Origin of the sequence: Methylobacterium tarhaniae (genome assembly GCF_001043955.1) — a bacterium.
Lineage (GTDB): Bacteria > Pseudomonadota > Alphaproteobacteria > Rhizobiales > Beijerinckiaceae > Methylobacterium > Methylobacterium tarhaniae.
In genome coordinates this window covers 13,462-33,518 of record NZ_LABZ01000282.1, presented here as the reverse complement: position 1 = coordinate 33,518, position 20,057 = coordinate 13,462, and the positions used below count along the sequence as shown (strand labels likewise).

General features: G+C 71.2%; 18 protein-coding genes. 4 read left to right on the top strand and 14 right to left on the bottom strand.

All coding sequences use genetic code 11. From position 1 onward, the window contains the following. Positions 1-50 precede the first annotated feature (50 nt). The 11 genes from VQ03_RS28770 to VQ03_RS28720 all read right to left on the bottom strand — a co-directional run bounded on the left by VQ03_RS28770 (position 51) and on the right by VQ03_RS28720 (position 12,793). A complete protein-coding gene (locus VQ03_RS28770) occupies positions 51-686 on the bottom strand; it encodes a biliverdin-producing heme oxygenase (protein WP_048454348.1) in 636 nt (211 codons plus the stop codon). Continuing rightward, complete coding sequence (locus VQ03_RS28765) at positions 683-3,268, bottom strand: histidine kinase dimerization/phosphoacceptor domain -containing protein (RefSeq protein WP_048454351.1); 2,586 nt, start codon at positions 3,266-3,268, stop codon at positions 683-685. Before VQ03_RS28765 ends, VQ03_RS28770 begins: the two co-directional genes overlap by 4 nt. A 131-nt stretch (positions 3,269-3,399) precedes the next feature. Next, positions 3,400-4,791 carry a dihydrolipoyl dehydrogenase gene (locus tag VQ03_RS28760; RefSeq protein ID WP_048454347.1) on the bottom strand — a complete coding sequence of 464 codons (1,392 nt, stop codon included), beginning with the start codon at positions 4,789-4,791 and terminating at the stop codon, positions 3,400-3,402. Between the two features lie 96 nt (positions 4,792-4,887). Then, positions 4,888-5,583, bottom strand: a complete 696-nt coding sequence (gene gmk / locus VQ03_RS28755) for a guanylate kinase (protein ID WP_048454346.1) — start codon at positions 5,581-5,583, stop codon at positions 4,888-4,890. 150 nt (positions 5,584-5,733) lie between these two features. Then, complete coding sequence (locus VQ03_RS28750) at positions 5,734-6,609, bottom strand: YicC/YloC family endoribonuclease (RefSeq protein ID WP_048454345.1); 876 nt, start codon at positions 6,607-6,609, stop codon at positions 5,734-5,736. A gap of 8 nt (positions 6,610-6,617) precedes the next feature. Next, entirely contained in the window at positions 6,618-8,012 is a 1,395-nt protein-coding gene (mltG, locus tag VQ03_RS28745; protein ID WP_048454344.1) for an endolytic transglycosylase MltG, read from the bottom strand. A gap of 410 nt (positions 8,013-8,422) precedes the next feature. Then, a complete protein-coding gene (fabF, locus tag VQ03_RS28740; RefSeq protein ID WP_048454343.1) occupies positions 8,423-9,679 on the bottom strand; it encodes a beta-ketoacyl-ACP synthase II in 1,257 nt (418 codons plus the stop codon). A 66-nt stretch (positions 9,680-9,745) separates the two neighbouring features. Beyond that, positions 9,746-9,982 carry an acyl carrier protein gene (locus VQ03_RS28735; RefSeq protein ID WP_048448006.1) on the bottom strand — a complete coding sequence of 79 codons (237 nt, stop codon included), beginning with the start codon at positions 9,980-9,982 and terminating at the stop codon, positions 9,746-9,748. Positions 9,983-10,244: 262 nt separating this feature from the next. Then, entirely contained in the window at positions 10,245-10,982 is a 738-nt protein-coding gene (gene fabG, locus VQ03_RS28730) for a 3-oxoacyl-[acyl-carrier-protein] reductase (protein WP_048454342.1), read from the bottom strand. A gap of 13 nt (positions 10,983-10,995) precedes the next feature. Beyond that, positions 10,996-11,931, bottom strand: coding sequence for an ACP S-malonyltransferase (gene fabD, locus VQ03_RS28725; protein ID WP_048454341.1), 936 nt, complete (start codon positions 11,929-11,931; stop codon positions 10,996-10,998). 136 nt (positions 11,932-12,067) lie between these two features. Then, complete coding sequence (locus VQ03_RS28720) at positions 12,068-12,793, bottom strand: carbonic anhydrase (RefSeq protein WP_048454340.1); 726 nt, start codon at positions 12,791-12,793, stop codon at positions 12,068-12,070. A gap of 233 nt (positions 12,794-13,026) precedes the next feature. On the opposite strand from VQ03_RS28720, the gene rpoZ reads away from it, so the two are divergent. From rpoZ to VQ03_RS28700, 4 genes are all read left to right on the top strand, one after another. Further along, positions 13,027-13,437 (top strand): DNA-directed RNA polymerase subunit omega, encoded by a 411-nt coding sequence (gene rpoZ, locus VQ03_RS28715; protein WP_048454339.1) that lies wholly within the window; start codon positions 13,027-13,029, stop codon positions 13,435-13,437. Positions 13,438-13,737: 300 nt separating this feature from the next. Next, positions 13,738-15,972, top strand: a complete 2,235-nt coding sequence (locus VQ03_RS28710; protein WP_048454338.1) for a RelA/SpoT family protein — start codon at positions 13,738-13,740, stop codon at positions 15,970-15,972. 71 nt (positions 15,973-16,043) lie between these two features. Beyond that, positions 16,044-16,634, top strand: coding sequence for an orotate phosphoribosyltransferase (gene pyrE, locus VQ03_RS28705; RefSeq protein ID WP_048454337.1), 591 nt, complete (start codon positions 16,044-16,046; stop codon positions 16,632-16,634). 251 nt (positions 16,635-16,885) lie between these two features. Next, positions 16,886-17,560, top strand: coding sequence for a LabA-like NYN domain-containing protein (locus tag VQ03_RS28700; protein WP_048454336.1), 675 nt, complete (start codon positions 16,886-16,888; stop codon positions 17,558-17,560). A gap of 27 nt (positions 17,561-17,587) precedes the next feature. Here the strand turns inward: VQ03_RS28700 and VQ03_RS28695 are convergent, their stop codons facing one another. From VQ03_RS28695 to VQ03_RS28685, 3 genes are all read right to left on the bottom strand, one after another. Next, complete coding sequence (locus VQ03_RS28695; RefSeq protein WP_048454335.1) at positions 17,588-18,511, bottom strand: NAD-dependent epimerase/dehydratase family protein; 924 nt, start codon at positions 18,509-18,511, stop codon at positions 17,588-17,590. Beyond that, positions 18,508-19,506 carry an MraY family glycosyltransferase gene (locus VQ03_RS28690; RefSeq protein ID WP_048454334.1) on the bottom strand — a complete coding sequence of 333 codons (999 nt, stop codon included), beginning with the start codon at positions 19,504-19,506 and terminating at the stop codon, positions 18,508-18,510. The genes VQ03_RS28695 and VQ03_RS28690 overlap by 4 nt, the downstream gene beginning before the upstream one ends. 69 nt (positions 19,507-19,575) lie before the next feature. Continuing rightward, complete coding sequence (locus VQ03_RS28685; protein WP_048454333.1) at positions 19,576-19,998, bottom strand: cupin domain-containing protein; 423 nt, start codon at positions 19,996-19,998, stop codon at positions 19,576-19,578. Positions 19,999-20,057 lie beyond the last annotated feature (59 nt).

Genomic DNA, 20,057 nt, shown 5'->3' with positions numbered 1-20,057 from the left:
GGAGCGGCCGGCGCCGATGGGCTGGGATATACGGGCCGCTCCCGGACCCGTCAACCCCTCTGCGAAACTTTCGCGACAGGCTCTCTCCCCTCCCCGTCCGCGAATGGCACGAGGGCTGGTACGGGCGCAGTGCAAAGCCAGAGCCGCATGGCGTCGAACGTGCCGATCGCCGAGGCGACGAGGGCATCCGTCTCTCCCTGCAGGGCCTCCGCGGCGAGGCGCAGGCGGAAGGCCTTCCACATCGTGCCGGTGTCGCGGCCATGCGCGGCGTAGTAGCGGCAACCGCTCGCCGCGGTGAGCCCGAGCCGGCGCCCGATATGCTTGGCGATGACCTGCCCTCCGAGGGTCGATCCTTCGAGGACGTAGAGGGCGCCGAAAGCCTCGGCCTGGTCGCGCGGCAGGGCGAGGCGCGGGCGCGGCAGCGCCTGGATCGCCCCTTCGTCGAGGCCGAGGACGCGCAGGTCGGCGGCGAGATGCGCGAGGCGCCGGCGCGGTTCGAAGAAGGCATCGTCGCCCAGGGCCGCAGCGAGAGCCGGCTCCAGCACGGCGTGGAACCCCCAGAACCGGGCGAGCAGCACGCGATAACCGGCGAGGGTCGCGACGCGGTTCTCCCAGGCAAGATCGCGCTCGATCGCCTCGTGCGCCTCCCGGGTTTCCGCGCGCAGGCGCTCCAGGATGTCGCTCACGCGGTGACCGTGAAGCAGGCGCCGGGGCGGTTCTCGACCTCGAGCCGGGCATTGATCTGGTCGAGCATCGCGCGGATGAGCTTCATGCCCAGGCCCGTGCCTCGGGCTGGAACGTCGGGCCAATCGGTCGGCAAACCCTTGCCATCGTCGCAGACCGAGAGCCGCACCCGCCCTTCGGATTCGCCCGCGACGCGCACGGCGACGCGCCCGCCGGCCTCCCCGAAGGCGTACTTGAAGGCATTGGTGATGAGCTCCGTCGCGATCAGGGAGAGGGCCACGGCCTTGCGATAGGGCACCATCAGGCCGGGCTCGGCGTCGAGATCGACGGCATGCCCCTCCCCCGCCATGCCGGCGAGGTCGGCGCAGAGATTCTCGATCGTCTGGCCGAGATCGACCTCCTCGACGCTTTCGGCCTGGTAGAGGCTGTCGTGGACCCGCGCCACGCTCATCACCCGGGCCGCCGTCTCGGCGAAAGCGGATTTCGAGGCCGGATCGGTGACTTGGCGCCGCTGCATCTGCAGGAAGGCCGAGACGATCTGGAGCGAGTTCTTGACCCTATGGTCGATCTCGCGGGTGAGAAGGTCCTTCTGGGCCAGAAGACGCTCCTTGTCGGCGAGGAGCCCGGTCAGCTCGGCGATCTTGCGCTGCTGGCGCAGCACCACCCCCTCGACGGCCTGGGCCAGGGCCTCGGCGATGCCGATCTGCCAAGACGCGAACGGCTCCGAGACGCCGCGACGCTCCTCGACCCAGCGCTCGAACGAGCGCCGCGGCAGCACCGCCACCGGGCCGCTGCCGGCGAGAACGGGTTTGCGCGGATCGCCGCCCCAGGTCACCGTGCTCGGTACTTCGGGCCGAAACCACAGGAGCAGGTGACGCCGCTCCGAATCGACGAAGACCGCGAGCAGGCCGCTGGCACATTCGGCGTAGGGCGCGCTCGGAGGGTGGGCGGCGGCGAATTCGGCCGTGGCGTAGCTGGTCCGGTTGGCCGGCAGGGTGCTGCGCAGCCAGGCGGCGATCGCCAGGATCGCATCGGGCGGCGGGGTCGCGCCGAGGCGTCGCACGGCATCGTTCGACACCGTCGCGGCGCCGCCGGCGTCGAACAGGTCGAGCAGGGTATGGGTGTTCTCGGTCAGCGCGCTGACGAAATCGTCGGAGCGGGCAAGCTCGCGCACCAACTCGCTCTCGAGGGCGAGATGGGCCTGCTGCTCCTGCCACAGGCGCCGGCTTTCCAGCTCGTAGACCCGCATGGCGAAGGCGTCGGCGAGCACCGTGGCGGCGGCGCGGGTCTCCGGCGCGACGTAGTGCGGCCGGCGGTGATGGCCGATCATCAGCCCCCACAACCGTCCCTCGACCATGATCGAGACCGACATCGACCCGTTCACGCCGAGATTGCGCTGGTACTCCAGGTGGATCGGCGACAGGCTGCGCGCCTGTGCGAAGGTGAGGTCGATGGGAGCGTTCGCGGTCGCCGGCGTCGCCACCAGGGGCACCGGCACGTAGTCGCGGTCGATGACGAAGCGGCTCTTCGAGCGGGTGTAGAGGGCGCGAGCCTGGGCCGGGATGTCGGAGGCGGGAAAGCGCAGGCCGAACAGGCTCCGGGTCCAGGATGGATCCTTGTCCTCGGCGATCGCGGCCCCGTTCCAATCCGGATCGAAGCGGTAGACCAGGACGCAATCGAACCCGGTCAGCGCCCGGGTCTCGCGGGCCGCCACCGCGGCGGCGTCCTCCAGCGTGCCGGCGCCGCGCAGGCGGCTGATCGCGAGCTCGGTGTCGAGCTGGCTCGCGGAGCGGAAATCCTCCGGACGGGCCGGCGCCAGTTCGAGCTCGACGATGATGCGGTCGCCGTTGCGGTGGGCCACGACCTCGACCGGCAGGGCGGCGGAGGGCAGCACCACGCGCTGGCGCACGATGCGGCCGGGATCGACCGCCTCGCCCTGCAGGCTCTCGCGGATCCTGCAGGCGACCTCCGCCCCGAGCAGGGCGACGAGGTCGAGGCCGAGCGGGTCGCGGTCGAGGGCGTCGCGCACGTTGCCGCTGCAGGCCACCACGGCCAGGGTACCGACATCGGCCGCGACCAGGACGGCGTGGGGCTGGATCGCCCCGGGGATGTGGATCGGCTCCTGCTCGCACAGGCTCGGATCGACCGGCTCGGCCCGCACCCGCTGGCTCACCGCCGCCTGCACCGCCTCGCGGCGGTGGCCGTGCTCCAGCGCCTCAACCGGCTCGGTGATGATCCAGTAGCGGTCGGGCTCGGCTGCCTGGCGCAGGGTGATCCGCACCTGCATCGGCCGTGGATCGAAGCCGTAGACGAAGGAAAAGGTCTGATCGAGATGACCGCGGCGCACCCCTTCGCGGAAGCGTCCGTAGAAATGCGGCAGATGGGTGCAGGGAGCGACGTCGGTGAAGAAATTGCGGCCGATCACCCGCTCGGGCCGGCGACCGGAGAAGTCGCTCTCGGTGCGGTTGTAGCGGTGGATGACGCCGCGCCCGTCGATCTGAATCACGCCCTGGCGCAGACCGTCGAGGTCGTGCAGTGCCAGCGCGTCGAGATCGATCGTCGGAACCGTCGGCGGGTCGGGCAAGGTCACGATGTTTCCAGCGAATCGATGGCCCGGTCGGGCCGCGCCTCCGGCGACGGGTCGGGCACCTTAACGACTTCCTACCCTGAACGGAACCGCAACGCACGGTCGTCAGGACGCCGGCCCTCGCCCCGTCACCGGGTGCCCCCGGTGCGCTCGGCCACCGCCTTGACGGCGCTTTGCAGCCCCTCCTCGAGGGTCGGGTGATAGAAGGGCCGGTCGAGGAAGGTCGCGGCCGTCCAAGATTCCTGTATCGCGATCACCATGATGTGAGCGAGGTGCTCGATCCCCGGCCCGACCATCGCCGCGCCGGTGAGCCGGCCATCGGGTTCCGCATAGACCCGGATCAGGCCCGCAGCCCGGTCCATCGCGCGGGCGCGGCCCTGGTCGGCGAAGGACGCCTCGCCGATGACCCAGTCTCCGGCCGCTTCCTCGTCGAAGGCCCGGCCGATCGCGGCGATCTGCGGATCGGTGAAGACCAGGGCGAAGGCCGGCCAGGGGGGCGGTGCCTCGACCTGGGGGAAGCGCGCGGCGTTGCCGCCGGCGATCCAGCCCTGGCGCTGGGCCTCGTGCAGCACCGGATGTTCCTGGTTGGCATCGCCCGCGATGAAGATCGGCGCGGTGCCGCACTGGAGCGTGCGCGGGTTGAAGTCCGGCAGTCCATCCTCGTCGAGCGCGACCCCGGCGGCATCGAGGTCGAGGTCGGAGAGGTTGGGCGGACGCCCGGCCGCGGCGAGGACGCGGGCGAAGGTGCCGCTCGCCTGCTCACCCGAATCGAGCCGCCACGCGAGACGTATCCCGTCATCGACGGCCTCGGCGGTCTCGACGGTGGCCCCGAGGCGCAACGAGAATTCCCCGCCGATCAGGTCGGCGGCGCAGCTCGCGATCTCGGGGTCGCGGGCACCGCCGACGGCACCGGCGGGATCCAGCAGTGTCACCCGCACGCCGAGACGGGCCAGGGCTTGGGCCAGTTCGAGCCCGACGGGGCCGGCGCCCAGAACGGCGAGGGAGTCCGGCAGGGTCTCCAGCTCGAACAGGGTGTCGGTGGTGAGGATGCGGTCGGCGACCGGGCGCAGGGGTGGCGGCAGGCTGGGGGACGAGCCCGTGGCAACCACCACCGCGCCGGCGCTGATCCGGGTGTGATCGTCGACGAGGAGCGTGGTCGGATCGCGGAAGCGGGCCGTGCCGGAGACGCGCAACTTGGCGGGAATGCGGTCGAGCCCCTCGCGGACCGAGGCGACGAAGTCGTCGCGCAAGTGCCGCACGCGGTTCATCACGGCCGCGCCGTCGACGCGCACTTCGCCGGCTGCGACGCCGAACGGACCGGTCCCGCGCGCGTCATGTGCGGCGCGAGCCGCCTCGATGAGGAGCTTCGAGGGCATGCAGCCGACTCGGGCGCAGGTGGTCCCGCCGGGACCCCGCTCGATCAGGACTGCGCGCGCGCCTGCCTTGGTGGCCGCGGCATGCGCCGCGATCCCGGCCGTGCCGGCCCCGATGACCGCCACGTCGCAGGCCAGTTCACGCATCGCTCACTTCCTCGGGCTGCCCGGCGCGGCACGAGCGGCGACGTCACGGGGTGGACCACCCGGCAACTTGCATCGCGGGCGATTCGTTCCCGTGCGTCAGGCTTTCGGGGCCGCTGCCGCGGGATCCTGCCCCTCGGCGAGGAGGCCGCTGACGAAGCCGGCGAGGCCGACCTGGCGCTCGCGGCGCAGGTGCTCGGCGGCGAGGATCGCCTCCAGGGTCTTGAACGAGCGATCGAGGTCGTCGTTGACCAGCACGTAGTCGTATTCCGACCAGCGCTCGATCTCGGTCCGGGCGTTGAGCAGGCGGCGCTCGATCGTCTCGGCGGAATCCTCGGCGCGGCGCTCAAGGCGGCGGCGCAGTTCGATCATGCTGGGCGGCAGGATGAAGATGGTGACGACGTCGTCGCGCAGCTTGCCCCGCACCTGCCGGGTGCCCTGGTAGTCGATGTCGAAGATCATGTCCCGGCCGGCCGCCAGCGCCTTTTCCACCGGGCTCCGGGGGGTCCCGTAGAAGTTGCCGTGCACCTCGGCCCATTCGAGCAGGTCGTCGCGCTCGCGCAGGCGCTCGAAGGCGTCCCGGTCGATGAAGCGATAGTGCTGGCCGTCGATCTCGGACGGGCGGCGCGCCCGGGTGGTGACCGAGACGGAGAGTTCGAGACCCCATTCGGGCCGCTGGGCCAGGGCGCGGGTCAGGGTGGTCTTGCCCGCGCCCGAGGGCGAGGAAAGGATCAGCACCAGGCCCCGGCGCGCCACCGGTGCGGCCAGGAGTTCGGAGCCCACGTTCGACACCATCGCGTTGCATCATCCTTTCGCCGGCAGGGACGGGCCCGAACCGCCCACTATGCCCGTCCGTCCCGGCTTTCCACTCAGACCCGTTCCAATGACGCCGGCCCGGCGAGGGCGCAACCGGGGAGATGGCGACGGGGCGGGGACAAATATCCCCTACTCGACGTTCTGAACCTGCTCGCGGAACTGCTCGACCACCGCCTTGAGGTCGAGGCCGATGCGGGAGAGCGAGACGTCGTTGGCCTTGGCGCAGAGGGTGTTGGCCTCGCGACCGAGCTCCTGGGCCAGGAAGTCGAGCCGGCGCCCGACGGCGCCGCCGGCGGCGAGGAGGTCGCGTGCGGCGGAAAGATGCGCGCGCAGGCGGTCGATCTCCTCGCGCACGTCGGCTCGCGCGGCGAGCAGCACCGCCTCCTGGTGCAGCCGGGCCTGATCGAGGCTGCCGGCCTCGATCAGGCCAGCGACCTGCGCGGAAAGACGCGCCTTCACCGCCTCCGGCCGGCGGGCCGGGCAGGCCTCCGCGGCCTCGACGTGATCCGCCATGGCGACGAGCTGGCCGCCGACGATGTCGGCGAGCGCCCGCCCTTCCGCGCGGCGCCCCTCCACGAGGGAGTCGACCAGACGGGCGGCGGCCGCCGCGAGGTCGTGCCGCAGGGCCTCGTCGTCGGCCGTCTCCTCATCGACCTCGACCACGCCTCGGATCCCGAGAAGCCCGTCGACGGAGGGCAGCGTGATGCCGAGCGGCATCGGCACCCGGGTCACCGCCTCGGCGAGGGAGGCGAGGAGCGCCTCGTTGATGCGGACCCGCGGTGCGGCCTCGGCCCGCGACAGGGTCAGGGTGAGGTGACAGGTGCCGCGGCCGAGGCGCTTCTGCACCAGGGTGCGGGCCTCCTCGCCGATGGAATCGAGGCCGGCCGGAACCCGGACCCTGACCTCCAGCCCGCGACCGTTGACGCTCTTGAGTTCCCAGGCCCAGTGAGCGGGTCCCGTGGATCCGGCCTCGCGGGCGAAGCCGGTCATGCTGGCGATGGACATCGGACGCTCTACGGGTTGCGCGACGCGGGCGCCGACTTCGGCTGAGAAAGGACCGGCACGGTCTTGGGCGAGTTGAGGTCGAACGTCTTGTTGCGCAGCGGATCGCGGGCGGTCCCCTCCGACGCGTCGAAGGCGCGCGAGCGCGTCCCGTTCGGATCGCTGCCGTCATAGGCGAGCGGGGCGCCCGGCAGGCTGGTGCGCGAGGGCAAGGCCGAGGGATCGGCCTGCGGCGGCGGCTCCACCTTGTCGACGCCGACCGCCGAGCCCGGGTCGGCGGCGGCCTTCGCCTTCTCGACCTGGCGCCAGCGGGCGACGTTGCGGTTGTGGGCCTCCAGGGTCTCGGCGAAGACGTGGCCGCCGGTGCCGTCGGCGACGAAGAACAGCTCCTTGGTGCGGGACGGGTTCGCCACCGCCTCCAGGGCGGCCCGGCCCGGATTGGCGATCGGCCCCGGCGGCAGGCCCTCGATCGCGTAGGTGTTGTAGGGCGTCACCCGGTCGATCTCGGAGCGCAGGATGCCGCGACCGAGGGTGCCGCGCCCGCCGACCAGCCCGTACACGATGGTCGGGTCCGATTGCAGCCTCATGCGCTTCTGCAGGCGGTTGACGAACACGCCGGCGACCCGCGGGCGCTCGTCGGCCCGGCCGGTCTCCTTCTCGACGATGGAGGCGAGCGTGACCATCTCCTGGGGCGTGCGCACCGGCACGTCGGGCGAGCGGCGGGCCCAGATCTGACTCAGGACCTCGCGCTGCTTGGTGCGCATCAGGTTGATGATCTTCTGACGGGAGTCACCCCGCTCGAACTTGTAGGTGTCGGGCAGGAGCGAGCCTTCCGGCGGGGTCTCGCTGATGTCGCCGGTCAGGATGTCGTTGTCGTTGAGGCGGGCGACGATCTGCTCGCTCGTCAAGCCTTCCGGGAAGGTGATGGCGTGCTGCACCGACCGGCCCTGGACCAGGACGTCGACCACGTCGTCGATGCTGGAATGGGCCTTGAAGTTGTATTCGCCGGCCTTGAGCGCTGCTTTTCGGCCGAAGCGGGCGGTGAGCTCGAACAGCATCGGATGCGCGATCACGCCCTCGCGCTTGAGCAGATCCGCCATCTCGCCGACGCTGGAGCGAGGCACGACCACGACCTTGTCGGCCTGGAGCGGCCCGGCCTCGTTGGTCTGGCGCTCCAGCACGACGAGGCCCAGGATCGCACCGAGCCCCAGGATGACGAAGAGGGTCAGGAAGCCGCTCACCGCGGAGAGCAGGCCGCCGCGCTCGCGCACCGGCTTCTCGGGCGGGGGCGGAGCCGCGGTGGGCTTGATGGCCTCGCTCGGGCTGCGCGGGGCGAGCCGGTTGGGCGGGCTGACCGGCTCCGGCGCGCTCGGCGCCGGGTCCTGGGTCTTCGATCTGCGAAACATGGCGGTCCTGTCGTGGCGCGTCCGGGGAACCGGCCGGTGGACGCGCGTGCCGGCCCGATGGGGCGGAAAGCGACCGAGACCCTAGCAAGTTTTATGGCGAAATGGAGCCGATGCGCACGGGAAGCCCGATGCGAGAAAGCCCCTCCGCACAGGCGAGAGGAGCTTTGGATGGCTGCACGGGGTGGATTCAGCCGGTATCCGGCTCGCTCCGATCCGGATTCACACCCTCCTGGTCGTTCCGGGGCCGCAAAGCGGAGCCCGGAATCCAGACACTCAGGTGTTTCGGGAAGGAGCGGCCGCGTCCCGGTCGCTCTCCACCACCGGCGGGTCTGGATCCCGGGCTCCGCTGCGCGGCACCGGGGATGACCAGGAGGGTATGGACGCGGTTGCGGCCCGATGAGCCGGGACTTTTAGACCCGCCGCAGGATCAGCGAGGCGTTGGTGCCGCCGAAGCCGAAGGAGTTCGACAGCGCGACATCGACCTTCCGCTTCTGCGCCTTGTGCGGCACGAGGTCGATCGCGGTCTCGACCGACGGGTTGTCGAGGTTGAGGGTCGGCGGCACGACGCCGTCGCGGATGGCGAGCACGGAGAAGATCGCCTCGATGGCGCCGGCGGCACCGAGCAGGTGGCCGGTGGCGGACTTGGTCGAGGACATCGCCACGTCGGTGGCGTTGCCGAGCAGGCGCTCGACGGCCTTCAGCTCCAACTCGTCGCCGAGCGGGGTCGAGGTGCCGTGGGCGTTGATGTAGTCGATCTCGGACGGGGCGATCCCGGCGCGCTTCACCGCCGCGCTCATGCAGCGGAAGGCGCCGTCGCCGTCCGGCGAGGGCGAGGTGATGTGGTAGGCGTCGCCCGAGAGGCCGTAGCCGATCACCTCGGCGTAGACCTTGGCGCCGCGGGCCTTGGCGTGCTCGTATTCCTCGAGCACCACCACGCCGGCGCCCTCGCCCATCACGAACCCGTCGCGGTCGCGGTCGTAGGGGCGGGAGGCGCGCTGCGGCTCGTCGTTGAAGCCGGTGGAGAGCGCCCGGCAGGCGGCGAAGCCCGCGAGCGAGAGCCGGTTGATCGGCGATTCGGCGCCGCCGGCCAGCATCACGTCGGCATCGCCGAGCGCGACGAGGCGCGCCGCGTCGCCGATGGCGTGGGCGCCGGTGGAGCAGGCCGTCACCACGGCGTGGTTCGGGCCTTTCAGGCCGTGGGCGATCGAGACCTGGCCGGAGGCCAGGTTGATGATCCGGCCCGGGATGAAGAACGGCGAGATCCGCCGCGGCCCCTTCTCGAACAGCGTCACCGAGGCATCGTAGATGCCGCCGATGCCGCCGATGCCGGAGCCGATGAGGACGCCGGTGGCGCACTGATCCTCGTGCGAGGTCGGGTGCCAGTCGGCGTCGTCGAGCGCCTGGCCGGCCGCCGCCATCGCGTAGACGATGAAGGGATCGACCTTGCGCTGCTCCTTGGCTTCCATCCACTTGTCGGGATTGAAGGTCCCGTCGCTGCCGTCGCCGAGGGGGATCGAGCAGGCGATCTTGCACGCCAGATCCGACACGTCGAAGGCCTCGACGCGGGCGGCACCGCTTTGCCCCTCGATGAGGCGGCTCCACGTGACGTCGACGCTGCTGCCCAGCGGCGACACCATCCCGAGGCCCGTGACGACGACTCGACGCATCGCGTTATCCCGACCCGATCCCATGACGGAAGCGTACTACCTTTCAGGCGAAGACGAAGCCGGCGATCAGCCGGAGTTCTTCTCGAGGAACTTGATGGCGTCGCCGACCGTCTGGATCGTCTCGGCGGCGTCGTCCGGGATCTCGACGTTGAACTCCTCCTCGAACGCCATCACCAGCTCGACCGTGTCGAGGCTGTCGGCGCCCAGATCGTCGATGAAGTTCGCGTTCGGGGTCACCTTCTCGGGCTCGACGCCCAGGTGATCGACGACGATCTTCTTCACCCGGTCCGCGATATCGCTCATCGTATAGGTCCTTAAGTTACTGCTCGTGGAACTGTTCGGAGCCGCCGCGTGCGGGCGGAGCCCCGGGGAGAGTTCGTGATGCGGCCGGCGCACCGGTCGCGCATGTCGTGGAAAAGCCGCGGACGGCCGGTCCGTCAATCCCCTTGCACGGCCGGCGGGTGCTTAACACAGGGATTTCGCCCTGGCGAGGCCCGCTTCAGCTCCGGTTAAGAAACCGTGCCTTTCGCCTGGGGAATGTGTCCGGAGCGCCCTGCGACGCCGCCTAGAACATCGCCATGCCGCCATTGACGTGCAAGGTGTGCCCGGTGACGTAGGCCGCCTCGTCGGAGGCGAGATAGACCGCCGCCGCGGCGATCTCGGCGCCCTCGCCCAAGCGCCCCATCGGCACCGTGGCGAGGATGCCCTCGCGCTGCTTCTCGTTCAGCACGTCGGTCATCGGCGAGGTGATGAAGCCCGGCGCGATGCAGTTGACGGTGATCTTGCGGCTCGCGACCTCGGCGGCCAGCGCCTTGGTGAGGCCGACGAGGCCGGCCTTGGCGGCGGCGTAGTTGCCCTGGCCGGCATTGCCGGTGGCGCCGACCACCGAGCCGACATTGACGATGCGGCCGTAGCGGCGCTTCATCATGCCCTTCACCGCCGCCCGCGACAGCCGGAAGGCCGCCGTCAGGTTCACGGCGATCACGCTGTCCCATTCCTCGTCCTTCATGCGCAGGAAGAGGTTGTCGCGGGTGATGCCGGCATTGTTGACCAGCACGTCGAGCCCGCCCAAAGCCGCTTCCGCCGCCGGCACCAGGGCCTCCACCGCCGCCGTGTCGGCCAGGTTGGCCTCGAGGATGTGGACGCGCTCGCCGAGCTCGCCCGCGAGCGCCTCCAGGGCCTCGCGCCGGGTGCCCGAGACCGCCACATGGGCGCCCTGGGCGTGCAGGGCCCGGGCGATGGCGCCGCCGAGGCCGCCGGTGGCGCCGGTGACGAGGGCCTTGCGGCCGCTGAGATCGAACATGCTGGTCACTTTCTCAGAGCGTGAAGGCCGCGACCTCGGCCGAGGTGCCGACCGGCGTGGCGCTCGTCCCCGCCGCGATGCGCTTGACGAGGCCCGACAGCACCTTGCCGGTCCCGATCTCGTAGAAGGTATCGACTCCGGCGGCGGCCATGGCGGCGACGCATTCGCGCCAGCGCACGGTGCCGGTGACCTGCTCGACCAGGGCGTCGCGGATCGCCGCCGGCTCGCGCAGCGGGGCGGCGAGCACGTTGGCCATCACCGGGACGGCGGCGGGGCGCAGGTCCACGGCGGACAGCGCTTCGCGCATCGCCTCGGCGGCGGGCGCCATCAGGCTGCAATGGAAGGGAGCGGAGACGTTCAGCATCACGGCCCGCTTGGCGCCGCGGCCCTGGGCCAGGGCGACCGCCCGCTCGACGGCGGCGCGGTGGCCCGACACCACCACCTGGCCGGCGCCGTTGTCGTTGGCGACGTCGCAGACATCGCCCTCACGGGCCTCCGCGGCGACGGCCGTCGCCGCCTCGACGTTGAGGCCGAGAAGCGCCGCCATGGCGCCGGAGCCGACCGGCACCGCCTTTTGCATCGCGTCGCCGCGCAGGCGCAGGAGGCGCGCCGCATCGGCGAGGGACAGGCTGCCGGCGGCGGCGAGCGCGCTGTACTCGCCGAGCGAGTGGCCGGCGACGTACGCGACGTCCCGGGCGAGGTCGAGGCCGCGCTCGGCCTCGAGCACCCGCAGCACCGCAATGCTCGACGCCATCAGGGCCGGCTGGGCGTTGGCGGTGAGCGTCAGCTCCTCGGCCGGTCCCTCGAACATCAGGCGGGAGAGGTTCTGCCCCAGGGCCTCGTCGACCTCGGCGAAGACCGCCCGGGCGGCGGCGTGATCCTGGGCAAGGCCGGAGCCCATGCCGACGGCCTGGCTGCCCTGGCCCGGAAAGATGAAGGCGCGCGACACGTGCGGGATGCTTCCTGCCCTGGGATGGCGATGCGGCTGCGGGACGCAGCGATTGGGCGGCGCCAGTCGCAGAGCCGCCGCCGCTAGTCAAGCGTGGCCGGACCGTAAAAAAATCGGGCGCCGGCCTCCGGCGGCGTCAGGCTTCGTCGAAGAAGTCGACCTCGCCGGTATCGAGGCTGTAGGCGGCCCCGACGATCCGGAGCCTCCTCTCGGCCAAAGGCGTGAGAAGCTCCGGGTCGGAGGCGGTGCGCAGGCGCCGCACCACCCGGCCGACATTCGCCCGCACGGCGTTCTCGACGAGGTCGCCGCCCTTGTCGCGCACGCCCAGCACCGCGGGGACGATCGGCTCGATCATCTGGCCGATGGCGCCCGGATAGACCGTGTTGTTCGTCACCACGTCCACCGCCGCCTCGACGGCGCCGCAGCGGCTGTGGCCCATCACCAGGATCAACGGCACGCCGAGCTTGCTCACCGCGTATTCGATCGAACCGAGGGCCGTGGTGTCGACGGTGTTGCCGGCATTGCGCACGATGAACAATTCGCCGAGGCCGCGGCCGAACAGGATCTCGGGCGAGACGCGGGAATCCGAGCAACTCACCAGCACGCAGAACGGCGTCTGGCCCAGGGCGATCTCGATGCGGCGCTCGCGGCCCTGGACGGCGCGCACCGGGCTGTCGGTCTTGAACTGCCGGTTGCCCTCCTTGAGCGCCTCGAGCGCCTGGTCGGGCGTCATCGTGGTGCGCTTGCTCGACGGTGCCACCGCGAGGGCGAGGCCGGGCTGCATCGCCGCGGTGGCGACGATGGCCGCGCCCAGGGTGCAGCCGCAGCCGAGCAGGTGGCGCCGGCTCAGACGGTTGGTCATCGGACCCTCCCTTGTCGCTCCCGCCTCGTCGTCTCCCGCGACTGTCAGGCGGCGTGTGCAAAGCGGGTAGCTCCACTTCAGGCTGTGGACGATACGGCACGACGTGCCTCGATGGATACGGGGTCCGGGCAGAGGCGAAGGTCGCGGCGGCGCAGAAGCTTGTTGCAAAACGGCATCTCGTGTAGGGAGGCGGAATCCCGAGATGTTTCGTATGACCAAGGAAGGGGTCGCGCATGGCTCGCGTCACCGTTGAGGACTGCATCGACAAGGTCGAAAACCGCTTCGAGCTGGTGCTGCTGGCCGGCCACCGGGCCCGCCTGCTCTCCTCCGGCGCCCCGCTCACCATCGACCGCGACCGCGACAAGAACCCGGTCGTGGCCCTGCGCGAGATCGCCGACGAGACCATCACGCCGGACGACCTCAAGGAGCAGCTGATCCACTCGCTGCAGAAATACGTCGAGGTCGACGAGCCGGAGGCCGAGACCGTGCCGCTGCTCTCCAGCTCGCCCGCCGCCGCGGCGGTGGCGCCTCAATCCTCCGGCGACGACGGCGACGTGCAGTTCGACCGGATGAGCGAGGAGGACCTGCTGCGCGGCCTCGAGAACCTCGCTCCCCCGACAGAGACCGAAGAAGAGGGCGACTGAGCCTCCGGCCGCCGCGCCTGCGCGGGACGCGAACCGAACCCGGCCGGAAGGCCGGGTTTTTTCATGACCGGGTTCGACCATGGCACGAGGGCGTGGCCCGGATTCATCCCTCGCCATCCCCCGGTTCGGGGCTGGCGCGACGTTTAGGGGCTGGCGCGGCTGCGCGTTCGGCTCGATAGTGCCCCCCGGACCTCCACAAGCGTCGTCGGCGTTCAGCGCACCCGGTTCGTTCCGGCACGCCGCGACGCCTCCGCGCCGGCCCTGCCGGCGCTCTCGCGCGCCCAAGGAGACCAACGGCGGATGATGCGCCAGTACGAGCTCGTCGAGCGGGTCAAGGCCTATAATCCCGGCGCCGACGAGGCGCTGCTGAACCGGGCCTACATCTACGCGATGCGGGCGCACGGCACGCAGAAGCGCGCCTCGGGGGACCCGTTCTTCGCCCATCCGCTCGAGGTGGCCGCCATCCTCACCGACCTGCGGCTCGACGACGCCACCATCGTGGCGGCGGTGCTGCACGACACCGTCGAGGATACGGCCGCCACCCTCGACGAGATCAACCGGGTGTTCACCCCCGAGATCGGCAAGCTCGTCGACGGCCTGACCAAGATCAAGCGCCTCGACCTGGTCTCGAAGCGCGCCGCGCAGGGCGAGAACTTCCGCAAGCTGCTGCTCGCCATCGCGGCCGACGTGCGGGTGCTGCTGGTCAAGCTCGCCGACCGGCTGCACAACATGCGCACCCTGCAGCACATGCCGGCGGAGAAGCGCGCCCGCATCGCCCAGGAGACCCTCGACATCTACGCGCCGCTGGCGAGCCGCATGGGCATGCAGGAGCTGCGCGAGGAGCTGGAAGACCTCTCCTTCGTCAACCTGAAGCCCGACGTCTACGCCACGATCGCCAAGCGGCTCGCCGACCTCTCGGCCAAGTCCGAGCGGCTGGTCGAGAGCATCGAGCGCGACCTCGTCGCCAAGCTCGCCAATGCCGGCATCGCCGCCACCGTGAAGGGGCGGCAGAAGCGCCCCTACTCGATCTGGAGCAAGATGGAGCGCAAGTCGGTCGCCTTCGAGCAACTGTCCGACATCTTCGGCTTCCGGGTGATCGTCGACGAGGTCGACACCTGCTACCGGGCGCTCGGTGTCGTCCACACCACCTGGCCGATGGTGCCGGGGCGCTACAAGGACTACATCTCGACCCCGAAGCAGAACGATTACCGGTCGATCCACACGACCGTCATCGGGCCGAAGAGCCAGCGCGTCGAGCTCCAGATCCGCACCACGGAGATGGACGAGATCGGCGAGTACGGCATCGCCGCGCACGCCCTCTACAAGGACGGCGCGCCGCACCTCGCCACCGAGAGCGGCGCCTATCAGTGGCTGCGCCGGACCATCGAGCTCCTGGCCGAGGGCGACAGCCCGGAGGAGTTCCTGGAGCACACCAAGCTCGAGCTGTTCCAGGACCAGGTCTTCTGCTTCACCCCGAAGGGAAGGCTGATCGCCCTGCCCCGCGGCGCGACGCCGATCGACTTCGCCTACGCGGTCCATACCGATGTCGGCAACACCGCCGTCGGCGCCAAGATCAACGGCCGCATCGCGCCCCTCCTCACCGAATTGCAGAACGGCGACGAGGTCGAGATCGCGCGGGCCGACGGCCAGACCCCGCCGGCGGCCTGGGAATCCCTCGTCGTCACCGGCAAGGCCCGGGCGGCGATCCGGCGGGCCACCCGCTCGGCGGTGCGCCGGCAATATGCGGGCTTGGGCCGCCAGATCCTCGATCGCGCCTTCGAGCGGGCGGGCAAGAACTTCTCCGACGAGAAGCTGCGCGGCGCCCTGCCCCGCCTCGCCCGCCAATCGACCGAGGACGTCTTCGCGGCGGTGGGCCGCGGCGAGATGTTCTCCGGCGACGTCGTGAAGGCGGTCTATCCCGACTACAAGGACGAGCGCCGCGGCGCGGCGAGCCCGGCCGCCACGCCGGGCCAGCCGCGGCCCCACGTCAACGGTGCCGGGCGCCTGTCCCTCGACAAGGACCAGACGGTGCGCCTGACCTGGCCCGGCAAGCCCGGCGCCGGCAAGGGCGGGCCGGAGGAGGGCGGGATCCCGATCCGCGGCCTCGACCGCGACTTGCCGGTGCGCTTCGCCCCCGATGGCGGCGCGGTGCCGGGGGACCGCATCGTCGGCATCCTCACGCCAGGCGAGGGCGTGACCATCTACCCGATCCAGTCGCCGGCGCTCGCCGCCTTCGACAACGAGCCCGATCTGTGGCTCGACGTGCGCTGGGACGTGGACGGCGCTTCCAACCAGCGCTTCCCGGCCCGCCTCGCCCTGCAATCGATCAACGAGCCGGGCAGCTTCGCCCAGATCGCCCAGGTGATCGCCGACCACGACGGCAACATCGACAACATCTCGATGAAGCGGCGGACCCAGGACTTCACCGACGTCACCATCGATCTTGCGGTGTGGGACCTGAAGCACCTCAACGCCATCGTGTCGGAGCTGCGGGCCAAGCGCGTGGTGAGCCGGGTGGATCGGGTGAACGGATAGGATTGCACCGGGGCCGGCTCGCTGCCACAAGCCCCGGCTCAGTGCCGCTCCAACGACCACTGAAGGCTGCCATGACCTCCGACGACGTCCTCGCCGAATTCCGCTCCGCCGGCGCCCTGCTCGAGGGCCATTTCGTGCTCTCCTCGGGCCTGCACAGCGCGGTGTTCCTGCAGAAGATGGCGATCTTCACCGATCCGGTGCGCACCGCGCGGGTCTGCGGGGCCTTGGCCGAGCGGATCGCGGATCGCTTCGGGCAGGTCGACTACGTCGTCTCGCCGGCGATCGGCGGCATCGTGCCGGGCTACGAGACCGCCCGGGCGCTCGGCGCCAAGGCGATCTTCGTCGAGCGCGACCCGGGCAAGCCGTTCTCCCTGCGCCGCGGCTTCCAGATCCCGAAGGGCGCCCGCGCGGTGATGGTCGAGGACATCGTCACCACCGGCCTGTCCTCGCGCGAATGCCTGGCGGCGCTGACCTCCGAGCCCGGCGAGGTGGTGGGCGCGGCCTGCCTGATCGACCGGTCGGGCGGCAAGGTCGATCTCGGCCTGCCCCTCGTCGCCCTCGTCACCCTCGACATCCCGAACTACCCCGCCGACCAGCTGCCGCCCGAACTGGCCGCGATTCCCGCGGTGAAGCCCGGCAGCCGCGCCCTGCCGGGCGCCTGAAGGCGGCATCGGCCGAGGATCGCGTCTCGCGATTTCGGCCATCCGGCTTATCCCCTCCCGCGCTGCCGTGCCTTGACAGACGCGGCGGCGCGTTCTTAGCTGCGGCTATTGCGGCCGCTGTCCGGTGTGCGGCACCCGCGCTGATTGCCTCCGACCCTGATACTCGAGGGGGCAGTGCTCTGCTCGTAGCGGCTTTTCTCGCAAGTCATTTTTTTTCCGTGCGGCCGTACCGCGCGTCTCAAGGATAACGGATGCCCGTTCCACCCCGCAGCGCCCTGTTCATCGACGGCGCCAACATCTACGCCACTACGAAGGCCCTCGGCTTCGATATCGACTACCGCAAGCTCCTGGCCGACTTCCGTGCGCGCGAGAATCTCGTTCGCGCCTTCTATTACACGGCCCTGGTCGAGGACCAGGAATATTCCTCGATCCGCCCCCTGATCGACTGGCTCGACTATAACGGCTACCGCGTCGTGACCAAGCCGGTGAAGGAGTTCACCGACTCGACCGGCCGGCGCAAGGTCAAGGGCAACATGGACATCGAGCTGACGATCGATGCCATGGAGCTGAGCCCCTATATCGACCACATGGTGCTGTTCTCCGGCGACGGCGACTTCCGGCCCCTGGTGGCGGCGATGCAGCGCCGCGGCGTCCGGGTGACCGTGGTCTCGACGGTGCAGACCCAGCCGCCGATGGTCGCCGACGAGCTGCGCCGCCAGGCCGACGACTTCGTCGACATCGTGCAGCTGATCCCGCGCATCGGCCGCGACCAGGGCGACCGCCCGCCGCGCCAGCCCCGCGCCCTCGGCCCCGACGGGCCGCGCGACGCCCGCGACCTCGGAGAGCGTGCGCCGCGCGCCGCCGCGAACCTCGAGAACCGCTACGGCATTCGCCAGAGCGACGAGGAGGACGACGCCGAGGATTGATCCCTCCGCGTCGATTCGGGTCGGCGCTCAGCCGCCGGCCCGGGCCAAGGCCGCGAGACCGCGTCGCGTCTCGATCGGCGCGGTCCATCCCAATGCCTCCAGGCCCGCCGCGCGGACGACGAGGGAGCCGGCCAGGCGCTCGCGCAATTCGCTGCGCCCGGTGAGCCTCAAGGCCGCCTCGAGAAGGGCTTGCGGCACCGGCACTAGGCCCGGCCCCCGGCCGAGGCCGGCACGCAGGGACGCGATCATCTCCGGCACGCGCAACGGCTCGGCCTCGCTGACGATCAACGGCCGGCGCAGCGGACCGGGCGCCCTGAGCACCGCGTCGACGGCATCGCTCAACGATTCGACCGAGACCAGGGAGCGCCGCCCGGTGAGCCCCCCGAGGGGGAGCGGATAGGGGGCGCCGGCGAGCCGCATCAGCGCCGCCATGTTGCCCTTCTGGCCGGGCCCGTAGACCAGCACCGGCCGCAGGGACACGTAATCGATGTCGATGCCCGCCAGGGCCTCCTCGGCGGCGAGCTTCGAGCGGCCATAGGGATCGGTCGGCGCCGGAATCTCGGACTCGGTGAGGATTCCGGCGGCGGATGGTCCGCTCTGGGCCCGGATCGAGGACAGGAAGACGAAGCGGCGCACCCGCGCACGGGCCGCCGCCTGGGCGAGGCCGCGGGTCGCCTCCGTGTTGAAGGTCCGGTAATCGTCCTCCGGCGCCCCCGACATCGCGTGGGCGAGACCGGCCGAGTGGACCACGGCGTCGGCCCCGGACAAAGCCGCCGCCATGTTCTGCGGCCGGGCGAGGTCGCCCACCACCGCGCTGCTGATGCCCGGCGGCAGCTCCACCGGCCGGCGCAGCAGCACCCGCACCCGGTAGCCCCGGGCGGTCAGGGCCGCCAGGAGATGCCGGCCGATGAAGCCGGTCGAGCCGGTGAGGGCGACGAGGGGAGCGGTCATGCGGCGACATTCCTGACGGCGGGCAGGGAGAAGAGCCGGAGCAGGCCGGCGACGAGGCCCGCGCCGAGGAGGAGAGCGACGGAGGAGGTCGCCCAGCCCGGAGCGGCCAGCGTTGCGGCGGCGAGGAGCGCCAGGGCGAGATTCAGGGCGAAGACCGCCCCGACTACGAAGGGCACGGAGCGGCCGTTGGCCGTGGCGCGCTGGTAGAAGTGGCTGCGATGGGCCTGCCAGACCGCCTCGCCGGCGAGCGCCCGTCGCCCGAGGGTCAGGGTGGCGTCGGCGAGGTAGTAGAGCGGCAGCAGGATCGCGGCAGTCAGGCCTCCCTCCCCCGCCAGCCGGTAGAGCAGCCAGGCGACGAGGAGCCCGACCGGCAGCGAGCCGACATCGCCGAGGAAGAGCTTCGCCACCGGCCGGTTGAACGGCGCGAAGCCGAGAAGCCCGCCGAGAAGCGCCCCGGCCACCAGGGCCGCCGGAGCGGGCAGAGATCCGGCGAGGCCGAAGGCCACGAGGGCGCCGAGCAGGGGCACCATCTCGGCCACCGTCATCCAGTCGAGCCCGTCCATGAAGTTCACGAGGTTGACGAACCACAGGCCGGCCAGGACCGCGAGGCCACGCTCGAACCACAGCGGCAGCTCGGGCACCAGCTGCCCGCCGGCGGCGGTGAGCACCAGGACCACGGACGCGGCCTGGAGCGGCAGGCGCATCCTCACCGACAGGGGCCGGATGTCGTCGACGGCGCCGACGAGCGCCAGGGCGAGCGTACCCACGGCCAGGGCCGCGACGTCGCTCCCCAGCCCTCCGCCCAGCCCGAACAGGACCGCGAGGGCGGCGGCCACCACCGCGATGCCGCCGCCCTGCGGGGTCGGCACACGGTGGCTCGACCGGGCGTTCGGCCGCGCGAGGGCGTAGCGCTGGAGCAGCGGCCGTAAGGCGACGATCAGCCCGGCCGACAGGGCCGCGGCGAGGGGGATTGCGACGAGAGGGCTGAGCGACATGCGGCGGGAATGAGCGGGACGGCGGGCCCAACCCCTACCCCACCGGCTCCGCCGCAGCCAGACGGCGCCTCACGCCGGCGAGGCCAGCGGCTTGCCCTTCTCGACGATGTAGGTGCTGACGAGGCGCACCGGCTTCGCCCCGCTCTTGGCCCCGCCATGCGGCACGCCCGGCGGCACCTGGAAGCCGTCGCCGGCCTTGAGGACGCGGGTCGGCTGGCCCTCGATCGGCAGCTCGATCTCGCCCTCGATGACGTAGCCCGATTCGATTCCCGGATGGGTGTGGCGGCCGACCAGCACGCCGGCCTCGATCTCGACCTCGGCCGTGATGGTGACGTAGCCGGGGGCAGGCCCTTCCGTCTGTCCCAGCATCTTGCGCTTCACCCCCGGCGTGGCGGCGGGCGGCGTCTGCGCCCCGGCATCGGTAGCGAGAAAGCCGGTCAGGCTGCAGATCGCGCACGAGGCGAACCCCGCAAAACCGCGGCGCGTCAGCATGGTCTTCCTCCCGTTGTCGCGCGCTCGTAGGATCGGCGCGGTTCGGGGAGTGTGCGCCG

Bases quoted from the DNA above. Each gene is read 5' to 3' on its own strand.
- VQ03_RS28760 (WP_048454347.1), bottom strand. From the start codon at position 4,791: ATGCGTGAACTGGCCTGCGACGTGGCGGTCATCGGGGCCGGCACGGCC.
- gmk (WP_048454346.1), bottom strand. From the start codon at position 5,583: ATGGTGTCGAACGTGGGCTCCGAACTCCTGGCCGCACCGGTGGCGCGC.
- VQ03_RS28750 (WP_048454345.1), bottom strand. From the start codon at position 6,609: ATGTCCATCGCCAGCATGACCGGCTTCGCCCGCGAGGCCGGATCCACG.
- mltG (WP_048454344.1), bottom strand. From the start codon at position 8,012: ATGTTTCGCAGATCGAAGACCCAGGACCCGGCGCCGAGCGCGCCGGAG.
- fabF (WP_048454343.1), bottom strand. From the start codon at position 9,679: ATGCGTCGAGTCGTCGTCACGGGCCTCGGGATGGTGTCGCCGCTGGGC.
- VQ03_RS28735 (WP_048448006.1), bottom strand. From the start codon at position 9,982: ATGAGCGATATCGCGGACCGGGTGAAGAAGATCGTCGTCGATCACCTG.
- fabG (WP_048454342.1), bottom strand. From the start codon at position 10,982: ATGTTCGATCTCAGCGGCCGCAAGGCCCTCGTCACCGGCGCCACCGGC.
- VQ03_RS28720 (WP_048454340.1), bottom strand. From the start codon at position 12,793: ATGACCAACCGTCTGAGCCGGCGCCACCTGCTCGGCTGCGGCTGCACC.
- rpoZ (WP_048454339.1), top strand. From the start codon at position 13,027: ATGGCTCGCGTCACCGTTGAGGACTGCATCGACAAGGTCGAAAACCGC.
- VQ03_RS28710 (WP_048454338.1), top strand. From the start codon at position 13,738: ATGATGCGCCAGTACGAGCTCGTCGAGCGGGTCAAGGCCTATAATCCC.
- pyrE (WP_048454337.1), top strand. From the start codon at position 16,044: ATGACCTCCGACGACGTCCTCGCCGAATTCCGCTCCGCCGGCGCCCTG.
- VQ03_RS28700 (WP_048454336.1), top strand. From the start codon at position 16,886: ATGCCCGTTCCACCCCGCAGCGCCCTGTTCATCGACGGCGCCAACATC.
- VQ03_RS28695 (WP_048454335.1), bottom strand. From the start codon at position 18,511: ATGACCGCTCCCCTCGTCGCCCTCACCGGCTCGACCGGCTTCATCGGC.
- VQ03_RS28690 (WP_048454334.1), bottom strand. From the start codon at position 19,506: ATGTCGCTCAGCCCTCTCGTCGCAATCCCCCTCGCCGCGGCCCTGTCG.
- VQ03_RS28685 (WP_048454333.1), bottom strand. From the start codon at position 19,998: ATGCTGACGCGCCGCGGTTTTGCGGGGTTCGCCTCGTGCGCGATCTGC.